Here is a 13,506-nt window from a genome sequence, read left to right as displayed (position 1 = left end):
AAACGTGAATTAAAATATGGGTAAAAATCATGTAGAAAGGCCCCTCTTTTTTTGAGAACTTTGCGTGAGGTAAAATGAATAATGGACAATGAATAATGTATAATAGCTGATGGATACCTGTCGATCATACGGATTCGTCATGATTCATTGGTCATTATGCATCATTCGTTTTTAATTAATATGAATATGGATTTTATGGATTCCATTAAGGGCATGTCGTTTTTTGATATGCATGTCCACATGACTTCCCGAACAACGGACGATTATCAGGCTATGGCCGATGCGGGTGTGGTAGCCGTCATTGAGCCTGCCTTCTGGCTGGGTCAGCCGCGTACCGGCGTCGACTCGTTTCGGGATTATTTTGCCAGTCTGGTTGGTTGGGAGCGGTTCCGGGCTTCGCAGTTTGGTATTCGCCACTACTGTACCATTGGCCTGAACTCCAAAGAAGCTAATCAGGAAGCCCTGGCCGAACAGGTTATGGAAATTCTGCCACTTTTCATCTATAAGGAGGGCGTCGTGGGCGTTGGCGAAATTGGCTTTGATGACCAGACGGCTGCTGAGGAGAAATACTACCGGGCACAACTCGAACTGGCCAGAGAAGCGAATCTACCTGTCCAGATTCACACCCCGCACCGCGATAAAAAACAGGGCACCAGCCGCAGTATGGACATTGCCATCGAGCACGGTATCGACCCCGGCATGGTGATCGTCGATCACAATAATGAGGAAACGGTGCGTGAGGTACTGGATCGTGGGTTCTGGGCTGGCTTTACCATTTATCCATTTACCAAAATGGGGAACGAACGGATGGTAGAAGTTGTAAAACAGTACGGGCCGGAGCGTATCATGATCAACTCGGCTGCCGACTGGGGTATCAGCGATCCGCTGGCGGTCCCTAAAACGGCGGCTTTGATGAAACAGCGGGGCATCTCGGACGAAGCAATCCGGCTCGTAACCTTTGCGAATGCGGTAACGGCTTTTGCGCAAAGTGGTCAACTGAGTCTGGAAGAGCTTTCGCAGCCGCTGGGTATTGATCAGAGCCAACGTTACAACGGCAGTTCCGTGTTGCGCGGTGGGCAAGCCCCAAAAGTCGATAAAGAATCAACGATAATTAGTTAAAATGTATAATGAAAAATGGATAATGAATAATTAATAGCCCCATTTTCCATCGTACATTATCCATTTTTCATTATGATCAAGGCGCTTCTTTCGCTTACTCGCCCGGCTAATCTGGTAACGTCGGTGGCCGATGTGCTGGCGGGTATGTCTATTGCAGGGTATTTCCTGATCCCGAACTTCGACCTGGCCGCGATAGCTTGGCTTTGTCTGGCTACTGTCGGATTATATGGTGGAGGGGTAGTGTTCAACGATGTATTCGATGCTGAACTGGACGCCATCGAACGACCCGAACGCCCTATTCCGAGCGGTGTTGTCAGCAAACAGGCGGCTAGTATACTGGGAACTAGTTTATTGGCGGTTGGTATTCTGGCATCGTTCTGGGTCAACCAGACGGCTGGCATTCTGGCTATTGCCATTTCGGCGGCTGCCCTCATCTACGACCGCTTTGGTAAGCATCATAACTGGCTGGGCCCCGTCAATATGGGCTTGTGTCGTGGACTTAATTTACTGTTGGGAGTAAGTATTCTGCCCGATCAGGTGATGCCCTGGGTATGGGTAGGACTGGTGCCGATTGTGTACATAGCCGCCATCACAATGATCAGCCGGGGCGAAGTTCATGGCGGTAGCCCGATTACGCTACGCGTGGCGGGTTTGCTATATGCACTGGTGATTGGCTGTGTAGCGGCACTGGCGCAATGGCGACAGCAGCTGGGAACCGCTTTCCCATTTCTGATACTGTTCGGCTATTCTATTTTCCCTCCACTCTGGCGTGCCGTAAAAGAGCCGATTGGCCGCAATATTGGCCTGGCTGTAAAGGCAGGCGTGTTGTCGCTGATTATTATGAATGCGGCCTGGGTAGCCGCCTTTGCCTCGTTTCCGCTAGCATTAATTGTATTCTTACTACTACCTCTTTCCCGGTTTTTAGCGAAAGCATTTGCCGTAACGTAGCGTGGGTGGCAACCCGCGATTGATAAGATTTGAATTCTATCAATCGTGGGTTGCCACCCACGTTACAGATTACTTATGCGTTGGCAGGGGAGCAGAACTCTTCAAGGGCCATTTCGAGGTGTTGGGCAATCATTTGTGCCGAACGTCCTTCAATGTGGTGCCGCTCAATGAAGTGTACTAATTCGCCGTCTTTAAAAATAGCAATCGCAGGGGACGATGGCGGATAAGGCAGCAAATACTCACGCATCCGGGCTGTGGCATCGACGTCGCCACCGGCAAAAACCGTATACAGGTGTTCTGGCTTAACCGCGCTGACGGCTAAGGCGGCTTTTACACCCGGACGAGCAGCACCAGCTGCACAGCCACATACCGAGTTTACCATCACTAAAGCCGTACCTTGCTGATCGGTCATAGCGGCATCAACTTCGGCTGGAGTGGTCAATTCTTCAAACCCAACGCTGGTCAGGTCTTCCCGCATCGGGACAAGCAAATGAGGAGGATACATATTTTTAGTAGTTAATCATTAATGGATGGTCATTGAGTAGGCATTCGTTTCACGTCATTTGATAGTCATCAGTAATAACAAAAATTAACGACTATGGGTGACACCAAATGCCCAATGACTTAATTTTTTACATAAAGCCAAGTTCTAATTTCGCTACTTCCGACATCAGTTCGGTCGAGTAGGGAGGGTCGAACGTAAGTTCAACACTTACATCGTTAACGCCTTCGATAGCTCGTACTTTCTCTTCTATTTCGGCCGGGATCGAGCCCGCCGATGGGCAGGAGGGTGACGTTAACGTCATCAGGATATACACGTTGTTGACCGGAAATATCTTGATTTCGTAAATGAGCCCCAGTTCGTACACATCGACCGGAATTTCGGGGTCATAAACGCCTTTCAGGGCCAGAATAACTTGTTCTTTTAATGCTTCGTCTGTCATTGCTTTAATCTGAAAAATTAAGCGGTTTGCCCTGAATATGCTCGACCATACGCTTTCATTCGTTCAATCATCGAGGCCAGCCCGCCAGCCCGTAACGAGGTAATCAGGTTACCCATGCCCACCCGTGGAATAAAGTACAGGTCGGCATTGGCAATGTCGTCCGGTTTTTCGCCCGACAATACCCGAATCAGCAACCCGACTAACCCTTTCGAAATCTGGGCGGTAGGCTCACTGTCCCCATAAAAATAAAGCCGGTCGTCTTTTAGTTCGGCATCTACCCATACTTTCGACTGACAACCCATAATTCGGTTCTCGTCGGTTTTTTTCGATTCGGGCATGGGTGGCAATTTTTTGCCTAAATCGATGATGTATTGTGTCTTGTCGAGTTGATCTTCGAACAACTCGAACTCGTCAATGATTTCGTCCTGTTTTTCGTTAATGGTCATAATTAGAATCTGCCAAGTGGTTGCCCCATAGGGCGAACCCCTAAAATGCGGAGTATATCATCCTGATATTGATAGACAAGCCGATATTTTCTAACAAATACCTCTCGAATAAAACTAATATTAAAATCAGGTACTCGGCGCCCCATTTCTGGAAATTGCAATAATAATCCTAGTTTTTTATCTAACTCGTCCGACCAATCGTCAGCCAGGGAAGGGGAGATCTCAAAGTAATCACTATAGGCTTTTCGAACATCCTCTTTAGCCTCGTCATTCCAAATCAATGTCATGGCCTGTTTTGTCGTTCAGCCTTTTTTTCAGCCTTAAACGCCTTAAATTCCTCCATGAATTGTTCATGGGAGGTACCCGGGGTGGTTTTAGCTTCTAAAAGTCGCTCATTAATCAAACGGATAAATAAAATACGTTCAATTAACTCATCAGCCGATACTTTATCAGGCAAGTTTCCAAAACTTTCGATTACCTGGTTCTTATCAAGCAAAAGCTCTTCTTCCATATTTTTGGCGATTTTAGGTAATCACAACATCATTTTCTGCACTCGGCGTAGGCCTTGTATGAGCCGGTCTACTTCGTCTCTGGTGTTATAAACCGCAAACGAGGCCCGCGTAGTTCCGGCAATGCCGAAGCGTTGCATCAGGGGCATTGTGCAGTGGTGACCCGTTCGGACGGCAATACCCTGTTGATCCAGAATTACACCAATATCCTGATGGTGAATACCTTCCATAACAAACGAAATTACCCCGATTTTTTGCTTCGCCTGACCAATAATGCGCAAGCCGTCCAGCTCTACTAACTGTTCGGTGGCATAGTGAAGAAGGTCGGTTTCGTGGGCGGCAATGGCTTCCTTGCCTAAACCTGCCATATACTCAAGCGCGGTTTTTACCGCAACTACATCGGCAATATTGGGTGTGCCTGCTTCGAACTTATACGGCAGATCAGCATAGGTTGTTTTGGCGAACGTTACCTCCTTTATCATCTCACCGCCCCCCCGATACGGTGGCATGGCGTCCAGAATGGCTTTTTTACCATATAGAACGCCCATACCCGTTGGGCCGTAGAGTTTATGCGCCGACAGAACATAAAAATCTGCATCAAGCGCCTGTACATCAAGCTCAAGGTGTGAACTGGCCTGCGCTCCATCGATTAGTACCACGGCTCCGACGGCATGGGCTTTGTCAATGATGGTTTTGACAGGGTTGATCGTACCGAGTGCGTTGGATACGTGTACGCAGGATACGAACTTCGTTTTGTCTGACAGCAGCTTTTCGTATTCATCCAGCAACAGTTCGCCGTTATCGTCGACCGGAATCACCTTCAGGATGCAACCCTTTTCTTCACAAAGCATTTGCCAGGGAACAATGTTGGAGTGGTGTTCCATGGTTGAAATGATGATCTCATCACCTTCCTTGAGAAAATGACGTCCGTAACTCTGGGCAACCAGGTTGATGCCGTCGGTAGTACCGTAGGTAAAGATGATCTCCTGCCAGTGTTTGGCATTCAGAAATGCCTGAATGGCCCGGCGCGACGCTTCAAAAGCAGCCGTAGCCTGTTCGGCCAGGTGGTGAATGCCCCGGTGAATGTTCGCATTATACCCTTCATAATACTGTGTCAAGGCATGAATGACGGGTAACGGCTTCTGGTTCGTAGCGGCATTGTCGAAATAAACCAGTGGCCGACCGTTGACCTGTTGATCCAGTATCGGAAAGTCCTGACGAATTTTCTGAATGTCGAGTGGGGTATCTAGGGCTGATTGCATGGGCACGCAAAAGAATGTCTATTGAAAAGGAAACGTAAAACGGCTCGGATTAGGTTCGGAGCGTCGCAGAAAGAACCTTCGTTTACACAGACATCAGGGCAATGGATCTGGGCATGTGTAAATTAGAATACATCATCTATTTTTATCGGTAAACGAAATGATATAGATTGATACCCTTTGTGCTCAATTGCTTCCATTCTATGCCATCTGTACTATTTCCGATACGTACCTATCTGATTTTATTACTAGTACTGCTTGCCGGGCTGGTGATAACGTTTATTCACCGCGCCGAATATTACGATGAAGCCTGGTTTGCCGAGCAGTCGTATTGGCTTATCCATTCGGGGCAAGTGAAATCGACAATGTTTCGTAACTACAATGGCTGGAATCAAGGGATCTTCGTTTTTCATAAACTGTTCATCTATGCCGGGGCGCTGATTATGTCGGCAACGGGCGTTTCCGTCGCGACGAATAAATTGGTTAGTATTCTCTTTGGTCTGCTTGGTGGGTATCTGGTCTGGCTGTCTGGCCGTTCGGCGTCGCGGGAGCAGCAATGGCTTTCGGTACTACTCTATTTTGGCTGCGGTACATTGATTCGGTTTATATCGGTCAACCGGCCAGAAACCATGTGTATGGCCATCGGGTTTGCTTCGTATCTGGCCATTGATCCGCCGAAGAGATGGCGTTCGAAACCGATTTGGGCGGGACTATTTGCCGGACTGTCGGCACTGACCCATCTGAACGGAATCATATACCTGATAGCGGGAGCCGTATGGCTTTGGCTAAAAGTAGGCTGGCGGGCTATGTTGGTATTCAGTGTAGCGGGGGCACTAACCCTTAGTTTGTATGGGTTCGATGCGCTGTTGGCCGGACAGATTGGAACCTTGATCGACCAATTCCGGAACGATCCGGCAACGCAGGAAAATTTTGGCCTGATGGCAAAGCTGACGGTGATGGCCGATTTCCACCAGATTTTTTTTCATAGTCAGAACGAGGCAGCCCTCAGTGTACTTGTTTTGCTCTGCGCCATTTTGTTTCGAAAGCAGATTGCCCGAACAGACCCTCTGTTGCTTTACACATGGCTGCTGATCGGCTCGTTCTGGTTACTGACTAAAAGTAGTACGGACATTTACTTTCTGTTGTTTCTGCCTTGGCTATCGATTCTGGCGGCAAACTGGTTGATCACCTATCTGCCTTATCAACCTGTCTGGCAACGCCGACTGATGCAGGTTTTGGTGATCGGGTATCTGCTTGTAAGCGCTATTCAATTTCGGGAGGTTATCGTCGAGAATAGAACCGTGCCTGATACTGAACAGCATAACGCCCTGCTGGCAAGCCATATGCCTCACAAGCATACGCGGGTGATTGCCCCACTCGAGTTTTTCTTTGGGCAGATGGAGACCTACCAAATCTGGGGGTTGACCTATTACCTCTTTCTGGCAAAAAAGCGAAAGGACTTACCCCTAAACGATTTTTTTCGACTGGCTGAACAGGAGCAGGTCGAGTACATTATCAGCGATCACCGCCTGAATGCGAGTTATGATATTCCAATAAGTGCTCCAATAACTATTGGGTCATACCGCCGTATCTTTCAGGACGAGTGGAATACAATTTATGCTCGTCAAGAGAAATAGAACCGCACGTTCGGCCCCGGCAGATTTTTATGATAATTATGATCCATTAAGATCTGTGTACATCATAACGATCATAAAAATCTGCCGGGGCCGCCCGTGCGGTTCTATTTCTATCGTCGTTTCAGCATAATCACTTGGTTACGTAGCGTTTGGTTTCGTCGGAAATTATCGTCGGCGATTACGACAAGAGTTTGGTGCTGCACATCGGCCCAGGCCATCGCTTCAAGGTTGCAGACATTGCCCGGAAACTGACGGTTGAAATCGAAAGCAAGTTCTTTGGTAAGGGTATGCGTTTGCTCATCAATGGTAGCCACATACAGATTGGCCGTTACACGTTTTTCCGCACTATCGTAACAGCGCTCCAGCACCAGCAGATGCTGATCGTCAACAGCTACAATTTCGGAAATGCCGCCCACGCGCTCGTCGCCCTGAGCAAAGGAGCACCGGTTAATTGGGTACGAAAAGCGTTCGACGGATGGGTCTGGAGCTGTAGGAGTAGCGTATCGGAAAAATGTGATTGTGTCCTCATTCATGCGGGTTTGACCTTCCCAACCCGCTTCGGGGGCAACCCACAGTGCGCCCGAAGCGGTCAGCGCAAGACCTTCCAATCCCTTGTTCGAACTGGGGAGCGGTATTTTCAGCAGAATCTGACGCGTACTGTCCCGGATCGATTTTCCGTAAAGCAGTGAGGTAACGAACTCATGCTCATCCGTCCAGAAATAGGTGTTACTGCGACTATCGTAGCGGATACTTTCGAACCAGTAGGGAGTAGGCTCAGAAACGGTTAATCGGGATGGAACGCCCAAGTCGCGGATGCTGCGGATATTGGTAAACACAAAATGGCGGCCTCGGTCACTAACCAAATGCCACTCGCCCGTTGCCGGATTAATGTCCAGCCCCGAAATACCTCGAAGGCTATCGATGGTATGCGGAATGGTTGTCGAATCGCCATCGAAGGTGAACTGTACGCTTTGTGCTGAAGCCGATACAATTGTTAAGCAGCACATAAGTACAAGAAGAGGTCTCATTCGGTCGGGGTTATTTGGCTTTATCGATGGCCAATATCGTTTGAAGCAATACATTGACTCCGTTGGTCATATCGACCGCTTTGGTAAATTCTTTGGGCGAGTGGCTGATGCCATTCACACTAGGCACGAAGATCATTCCGACGGGTGCAATCAAAGCGATTTCCTGCGAATCATGCCCGGCACCGCTGGGTAAATATTGGTAAGTGAGGCCCAGCGATTTGGCAGAGGCTACAATCTTATCCTGAATAGTCTTTTCGGTCAACGCCGGTTTGGCCGGGTTAGGCTGATGCGTAAATGAAATTTTGGTGCCCGTTGCTGTAGCAATGTCTGATGCTTTTTTTTCGATATCCCTGAACAGCTTCCAGATTTTATCGTAGTCCAGATCGCGTAGTTCCAGCCCCAGGATCACCTTGCCCGGAATCACGTTGTAGGCGCCGGGCTGGGCCGCAATTTTTCCGACCGTTCCGACCTGCCGACCTTCGTAGCTGGTCACTACCTCGTTGACAGCTACAATGAATCGGGAAGCCGCCAGCAGCGCATCTTTCCGCATGTTCATGGGTGTAGTACCTGCGTGATTGGCAAACCCCTCTACCGTAACTTCCCAGTGCTCGATGCCCACAATTCCTTCCACTACACCGATCTGGAGGTTTTCTTTTTCTAAAATGCCACCCTGCTCAATGTGTAATTCAAGGAAGGCGCTCAGATCCCCCTTTTTTCGAGCTACTTCCTGAATATGGTCGGGGTTGCCACCAATGGCTTTAATACCGTTCGCTACGGTAAGGCCGCTCTGCGTAACAGCCTGTAAACCTTTAGCGGTTAAATGGCCCGCCATAGCCATACTGCCAATAGTACCGCCTTCTTCATTGGCAAAAATGATCACTTCCAGCGGATGCTCCGTTACTAGCTTATGTTCGTTCAGAACGTCAATGACTTCTAGGGCGCCAATAGAACCCAGGCAGCCATCATAATTACCGCCATCAGGCACCATGTCGATGTGTGAGCCGAAGGCCAGGGGCTTCAAGGTGGCATTTTTTCCTGCCCGTTTGCCAATGATATTCCCGGCCGCATCGATGGTTGGGTTAAGACCTGCCTGTTTCATCAACCCGATGAACCAGTTTCGCCCTTCCACATCCCCTTTGGTATACGCAACCCGATACCCTCGACCAAGTGAGTCCCGCCCAAATTTGGCAAGTTCGGTAATTCGGCTTTCAATGCGTTGGGGATTTATTTTCAAGGTTGATGGGTTGGTTTGGCCTAATACAGCCGATGAGCTGAGGAAAGGCAGACTGATTAGTGACAGTAGGTAGATTCGTTTCATGGTTGTATAGTTTGGTTGATGTATGGGAATCAGTCAAGCTTGGCCATACCCTTTATGGGACGATAAGGCGTATTGAAAAAGTCTCCCACCGTCCGATTGAACGTATCCTTATAACGAATAAGCGTCGAATGGCCTGAGTTGGGCAAAATCCATAGATTTGCCTTTGGAATAGCCTGAGCAATGGCAAGCGTATGGGTGGGCAGGATCACATCATTATCGCCACCAATGACCAGGGTAGGGCATTTTACCTGCTTCAGATCGGTAGTTGACATGTGCGGGTGAAGGACCATCAGGTTGAGCAACTTCTTCTGAGCTTTGACAGTAGGCGTCTGCGCTACCCTGGCCAGACTGTCGCTGGAAGAGACAATCCATTGAAAAAGGCTGGGTTCGATCGCTGTGGTGTCGGGCCAAAGGTTAGCGCCCGTAATCGCTAGTTTCTTTACTTTCTCTGGATGCCGCATAGCCAGTAAAAGCCCGTCGATTCCTCCGTCGCTCCAGCCAATTACATAGCACGAATCCAAACGAAGTACATTCAGCAACGCATTAAAGTCGTCGGCCATCATTTCGTAGGTGAGGGAGTCGCTGGGGTCAACGGATTTGCCCTGCGCCCGGCTATCGACCGCGATTACTTTATAATTTTTGGCGAAGTAGGGGATCTGATTCGTAAAGTTATTGATCGACCCTCCGTTACCGTGGATGAGAAGCAGCGGCTTACCCGAACCATAAACTTCGTAATACATCTTAAAACCCCGGATGCTGGCGTAGTGGCCCACGTTGGGGTTGTTGCCATAGACCGTTTTGCCAGACGGAGCCAACGGTATGGTCGATTGAGCCAGCAAAGATGCCATCGGCAACAGTGCGGTCAGGGTACAGAGTGTTTTCAGGAAGTTCATGCGTGAGAGGAGGGAAATACACTCTTGCAAGTTAAGATTTCCTGTCAGACATGCGCTATACCTATAAAGGCTTATCGCGAAAAGAATAAGTACACTACTATGAAGGTGGGCAAAATGGCCCGTGTCTACGGGAGGCTGATGCCGTACAACCGAATCCGCTATCTGCAATTACTAGGTAAGCAGGGTTTGGTAATCCACCGACCAATGGGCATAGATATATGCTATAGATATATGCTTCAGTCTGGTCAGATCGCTAAAATGATACGGGGTAGATGGCTCCCTGGAAGTAGGGGGGGAAGTAGCAGCAGGTAATGAGCCATGAGGTCAACCTGCTGCTACTGAATTATTTTGTCAGTTTCTGCGTCACTACCTTTTCCAGGTATTCCCGGATCGGCTGAATCTTGATCTGGCTCAGCACATCCTGCGAGAAAGCGTACAGTAATAGCGTTCGGGCTTCATCTTTCGGAATGCCTCGTGAACGCATGTAGAATAAGGCTTCGTCGTTAAGCTGGCCTGTCGTGGTTCCGTGAGAGCACTTTACATCGTCCGCAAAAATTTCTAACTGCGGCTTGGTATTCATTGTGGCACCAGACGAAAGAACAACGTTCTTACACGACTGATACGCGTTCGTTTTCTGTGCATCAGGCCGAACGAAAATCTTACCATTGAAAACCCCCGTACTATTATCGTCCAGAATACCCTTATACAGTTCATTGCTGTACGAATTAGGCATGGCATGATCGACCAATGTGTGGTTATCGACATGCTGACGACCGTTCGGCATATAAAGGCCATACATGAACGCTTCAGCCTGCTGGCCATTCAGAACAATATTCAGGTTGTTGCGTACAAAGTTGCCGTTGAGTGTAACGGTTGCCGAGTAAAAATGACTGTTATCGGCCTGGTGTACCTGGGTGGTTCCGATGTGGTATGCCTTTTCGGTTTCGTTCTGCACTTTGTAATACTGCATCCGGGCATCCCGTTCGAGGATAATCTCGGTAACAACGTTCACAAAGCTGGTTCCTTCGCCCAGGGTTCGGTACGACTCGGCCATCATGACCTCTGCATTTTTGCCTACCACAACCAGGTTGCGAGGCTGCGAGGTAATGTTTTTGGCACGGGTGTCGGTAATAAACCGGAGTATAATTGGCTGCTCTACCGTTGTATTGGCAGGGACCCGAATCACAATACCATCGTTGGCCAGGGCGGTGTTGAGGGCCGTAAAGGCATTGTCCTGGTAGTCGGCATACCGGGCGAAATGTGTATCGATTAGGTCAGGGTCTGCTTTTACAGCGTCTGCAAAACTCATGATCTGAACCTGATCGACCGGGCTGACAAGCCTGGACAATTCAGCATGGTAGCGTCCATTGACGAAATAAATGATGTTGCCATCAAGGTTTGGAATTTCCAGCGGAGCCAAATCGTCTATCGTCAGCGTGGTTGTCTCGTCCAGCTCGAATGACTGCTTCAGCAGGCCGTTTACATTGGAATATTTCCATTCTTCGTGCCGGATGGTTGGAAACCCAAGTTGGTCGAATTGTTTCAGAGCGGCCCGCCGGGTCTGATGCAGCGGGCTTTTGCGCTCGCCGTTCATTCGCTCTTCGTTGTCCCGAAAAGCCGCCAGCAGTTGCTCTTTAAATTCGTTATAAGATGCGTAAGAAGGAGTCATTTCTTTGATGTATGATGTATGATGTAAGGTGTAGGATCCAGGATGGATGATGAATTAATTGCCAGTAGGCCACATCATACAGTCTATATCCTATATCATATATCAGATTGCTTCGGCTTTAATCCAGTCGTAGCCTTTTTCTTCCAGTTCGAGAGCCAGCTCTTTCGGGCCTGATTTTACGATACGTCCTTTGTACAGAACGTGTACAAAATCAGGTACAATGTAGTCGAGTAAGCGCTGGTAGTGCGTAACGACAATTGTGGCCCGTTCCGGCGACCGAAGTTTATTGACGCCATCGGCCACAATCCGCAGGGCATCGATATCCAGACCCGAGTCGGTTTCGTCCAGAATGGCTAGTTTGGGTTCCAGCATGGCCATCTGGAAAATTTCATTTCGTTTCTTCTCCCCCCCCGAGAATCCTTCGTTCAATGATCGACTCAGCAGCGATTGATCAATGTTGACGAGTTTCATCTTTTCTTTCATCAGCTTCAGAAACTGTACCGCATCGAGCGTATCCTGACCCCGATACTTCCGGATTTCGTTCATCGCCGTCTTGAGAAAGTTGGTCGTGCTGACACCCGGTATTTCAACTGGGTATTGAAAGGCCAGAAAAATACCTTCGGCTGCCCGCTCTTCAGGAGCCATCTCCAATAAGTCTTTCCCGTCGAAGGTAACGCTGCCGCCCGTCACCTCATAATCTTCCCGGCCTGCCAGAACGGATGCCAGGGTGCTTTTTCCTGCACCGTTAGGACCCATAATCGCGTGAACCTCACCGGGGTTGACTTCCAGATTGAGACCTCGTAATATTTCTTTGTCGCCGATAGAGGCTTGTAAATTACTGATGGATAACATAATAGGTTGTAATGCCCTCGTTGGCAAATGAGCCGCAAAGATAACAGATGAATCAGTATCTCTCTGTTTGGCTAACAAAATCAGCTACTTAAAAGTTGGCGTACCGGCTGCTAATCCTAAATTCCCCGTCCTCTAAGCACACAAACGAACAGAAAGCCCTCTAACCAGACGGTCGGAGGGCTTTCTGAATTGTAATCAGTTGGGGTAAGCAGTTTCTTTTACCGTACCCGTTTGATTCGTATAGGAACGCAGACGGGTGATACGCAGCATGGAAGGGGAGCCGTGTAGGTTGTCTGAGCCGTTTGCCCGGCGAAGCTTACCGTCACCGTATGCAATCCTGATCCACTCAACAGACCTATCATGGAATACGGTACTGATGTGGTTCCGGCCGAAACCGCTACGGTCAGGCTGAGAATGCCGTCGGAAATCGTCATGATTCCTGCGGGAGCATTGGTCAGGGTAATGACGCCCGTTGTGTTATAGGTGTTCGTATTGGGTTGACATACACCCGGATCTGTTACAGATATAGCCATGCCAACGCTACAGCTAGCCGGAGCCGTATAAGTACTTATGGTAGTTGAGCATCCCGGTAACGAAGCCACAACCGTATGGCTGGAGCCATCTGAAACCAGATTGGCAAATGTAGCCGTAAAGGATGCACTAGCGCCCGTCACAGTAGCAAAGGTCATGCTGTTAGGGCCATCGGTCACGGTGAGTATGCCTGCAACTGGGTTAGCCAGCGTGATAACCGCTTTCGTCGTAAAGGTGTTGGTTGCCGATTGACATGCTCCTGCCGTAACGATAGCACTGATGGAGCAGGTCGATGCTACAGAGCAGGAAGCCGGAGCGGAGTAAACCGCCGTGGTGGTCGAGCATCCGGGTAG

15 protein-coding genes are annotated in these 13,506 nt (G+C 49.0%); 3 read left to right on the top strand and 12 right to left on the bottom strand.

Annotated elements, in window-relative coordinates; all coding sequences use genetic code 11:
• Positions 1–186 precede the first annotated feature (186 nt).
• Entirely contained in the window at positions 187–1,119 is a 933-nt protein-coding gene (locus BGO59_RS18970; RefSeq protein ID WP_293685806.1) for a TatD family hydrolase, read from the top strand.
• A 72-nt stretch (positions 1,120–1,191) separates the two neighbouring features.
• Entirely contained in the window at positions 1,192–2,067 is an 876-nt protein-coding gene (gene eboC, locus BGO59_RS18965; RefSeq protein WP_293685626.1) for a UbiA-like protein EboC, read from the top strand.
• Between the two features lie 73 nt (positions 2,068–2,140).
• Here the strand turns inward: eboC and BGO59_RS18960 are convergent, their stop codons facing one another.
• The 6 genes from BGO59_RS18960 to BGO59_RS18935 form a co-directional block, all read right to left on the bottom strand.
• Positions 2,141–2,572 carry a BrxA/BrxB family bacilliredoxin gene (locus BGO59_RS18960; protein ID WP_293685624.1) on the bottom strand — a complete coding sequence of 144 codons (432 nt, stop codon included), beginning with the start codon at positions 2,570–2,572 and terminating at the stop codon, positions 2,141–2,143.
• A 127-nt stretch (positions 2,573–2,699) separates the two neighbouring features.
• Positions 2,700–3,011 carry a DUF59 domain-containing protein gene (locus BGO59_RS18955; RefSeq protein ID WP_293685622.1) on the bottom strand — a complete coding sequence of 104 codons (312 nt, stop codon included), beginning with the start codon at positions 3,009–3,011 and terminating at the stop codon, positions 2,700–2,702.
• A 17-nt stretch (positions 3,012–3,028) separates the two neighbouring features.
• Positions 3,029–3,457: a SufE family protein gene (locus tag BGO59_RS18950; protein ID WP_293685620.1), complete on the bottom strand. Its 429-nt coding sequence runs from the start codon at positions 3,455–3,457 to the stop codon at positions 3,029–3,031.
• A gap of 2 nt (positions 3,458–3,459) precedes the next feature.
• Positions 3,460–3,744 (bottom strand): type II toxin-antitoxin system RelE/ParE family toxin, encoded by a 285-nt coding sequence (locus BGO59_RS18945; RefSeq protein WP_080058783.1) that lies wholly within the window; start codon positions 3,742–3,744, stop codon positions 3,460–3,462.
• Positions 3,741–3,968 (bottom strand): hypothetical protein, encoded by a 228-nt coding sequence (locus tag BGO59_RS18940; RefSeq protein ID WP_080058782.1) that lies wholly within the window; start codon positions 3,966–3,968, stop codon positions 3,741–3,743. Before BGO59_RS18940 ends, BGO59_RS18945 begins: the two co-directional genes overlap by 4 nt.
• Before the next feature lie 21 nt (positions 3,969–3,989).
• The gene (locus BGO59_RS18935) at positions 3,990–5,228 is read right to left on the bottom strand and encodes a cysteine desulfurase (RefSeq protein WP_293685616.1); all 1,239 of its coding nucleotides are present in this window, start codon (positions 5,226–5,228) and stop codon (positions 3,990–3,992) included.
• 200 nt (positions 5,229–5,428) lie between these two features.
• Between BGO59_RS18935 and BGO59_RS18930 the strand changes: the two genes are divergently transcribed.
• On the top strand, positions 5,429–6,862 hold the full coding sequence (locus BGO59_RS18930) for a hypothetical protein (protein WP_293685615.1): 1,434 nt from the start codon (positions 5,429–5,431) through the stop codon (positions 6,860–6,862).
• 110 nt (positions 6,863–6,972) lie between these two features.
• Here the strand turns inward: BGO59_RS18930 and BGO59_RS18925 are convergent, their stop codons facing one another.
• The 6 genes from BGO59_RS18925 to BGO59_RS18900 form a co-directional block, all read right to left on the bottom strand.
• The gene (locus tag BGO59_RS18925) at positions 6,973–7,890 is read right to left on the bottom strand and encodes an esterase-like activity of phytase family protein (protein WP_293685613.1); all 918 of its coding nucleotides are present in this window, start codon (positions 7,888–7,890) and stop codon (positions 6,973–6,975) included.
• Positions 7,891–7,900: 10 nt separating this feature from the next.
• Positions 7,901–9,208 carry a M20 family metallo-hydrolase gene (locus tag BGO59_RS18920; RefSeq protein ID WP_293685611.1) on the bottom strand — a complete coding sequence of 436 codons (1,308 nt, stop codon included), beginning with the start codon at positions 9,206–9,208 and terminating at the stop codon, positions 7,901–7,903.
• Positions 9,209–9,237: 29 nt separating this feature from the next.
• Positions 9,238–10,101, bottom strand: a complete 864-nt coding sequence (locus tag BGO59_RS18915; RefSeq protein WP_293685609.1) for an alpha/beta hydrolase — start codon at positions 10,099–10,101, stop codon at positions 9,238–9,240.
• 343 nt (positions 10,102–10,444) lie between these two features.
• Entirely contained in the window at positions 10,445–11,770 is a 1,326-nt protein-coding gene (sufD, locus tag BGO59_RS18910) for a Fe-S cluster assembly protein SufD (RefSeq protein ID WP_293685607.1), read from the bottom strand.
• Between the two features lie 102 nt (positions 11,771–11,872).
• On the bottom strand, positions 11,873–12,622 hold the full coding sequence (sufC, locus tag BGO59_RS18905; protein WP_293685605.1) for a Fe-S cluster assembly ATPase SufC: 750 nt from the start codon (positions 12,620–12,622) through the stop codon (positions 11,873–11,875).
• 218 nt (positions 12,623–12,840) lie between these two features.
• Positions 12,841–13,506: hypothetical protein (locus BGO59_RS18900; RefSeq protein ID WP_293685602.1), on the bottom strand; the 666-nt coding region annotated here is incomplete at its 5' end.

Origin of the sequence: Spirosoma sp. 48-14 (assembly GCF_001898575.1) — a bacterium.
Classification (GTDB): Bacteria; Bacteroidota; Bacteroidia; order Cytophagales; family Spirosomataceae; genus Spirosoma.
This window is presented reverse-complemented; position numbering and strand designations above follow the sequence as displayed.

Coding starts and splice junctions, on each gene's coding strand:
- BGO59_RS18960 (WP_293685624.1), bottom strand. CDS start 2,572: ATGTATCCTCCTCATTTGCTTGTCCCGATGCGGGAAGACCTGACCAGC.
- sufC (WP_293685605.1), bottom strand. CDS start 12,622: ATGTTATCCATCAGTAATTTACAAGCCTCTATCGGCGACAAAGAAATA.
- BGO59_RS18920 (WP_293685611.1), bottom strand. CDS start 9,208: ATGAAACGAATCTACCTACTGTCACTAATCAGTCTGCCTTTCCTCAGC.
- eboC (WP_293685626.1), top strand. CDS start 1,192: ATGATCAAGGCGCTTCTTTCGCTTACTCGCCCGGCTAATCTGGTAACG.
- BGO59_RS18970 (WP_293685806.1), top strand. CDS start 187: ATGGATTTTATGGATTCCATTAAGGGCATGTCGTTTTTTGATATGCAT.
- BGO59_RS18945 (WP_080058783.1), bottom strand. CDS start 3,744: ATGACATTGATTTGGAATGACGAGGCTAAAGAGGATGTTCGAAAAGCC.
- BGO59_RS18950 (WP_293685620.1), bottom strand. CDS start 3,457: ATGACCATTAACGAAAAACAGGACGAAATCATTGACGAGTTCGAGTTG.
- BGO59_RS18925 (WP_293685613.1), bottom strand. CDS start 7,890: ATGAGACCTCTTCTTGTACTTATGTGCTGCTTAACAATTGTATCGGCT.
- BGO59_RS18915 (WP_293685609.1), bottom strand. CDS start 10,101: ATGAACTTCCTGAAAACACTCTGTACCCTGACCGCACTGTTGCCGATG.
- BGO59_RS18940 (WP_080058782.1), bottom strand. CDS start 3,968: ATGGAAGAAGAGCTTTTGCTTGATAAGAACCAGGTAATCGAAAGTTTT.
- BGO59_RS18930 (WP_293685615.1), top strand. CDS start 5,429: ATGCCATCTGTACTATTTCCGATACGTACCTATCTGATTTTATTACTA.
- BGO59_RS18935 (WP_293685616.1), bottom strand. CDS start 5,228: ATGCAATCAGCCCTAGATACCCCACTCGACATTCAGAAAATTCGTCAG.
- BGO59_RS18955 (WP_293685622.1), bottom strand. CDS start 3,011: ATGACAGACGAAGCATTAAAAGAACAAGTTATTCTGGCCCTGAAAGGC.
- sufD (WP_293685607.1), bottom strand. CDS start 11,770: ATGACTCCTTCTTACGCATCTTATAACGAATTTAAAGAGCAACTGCTG.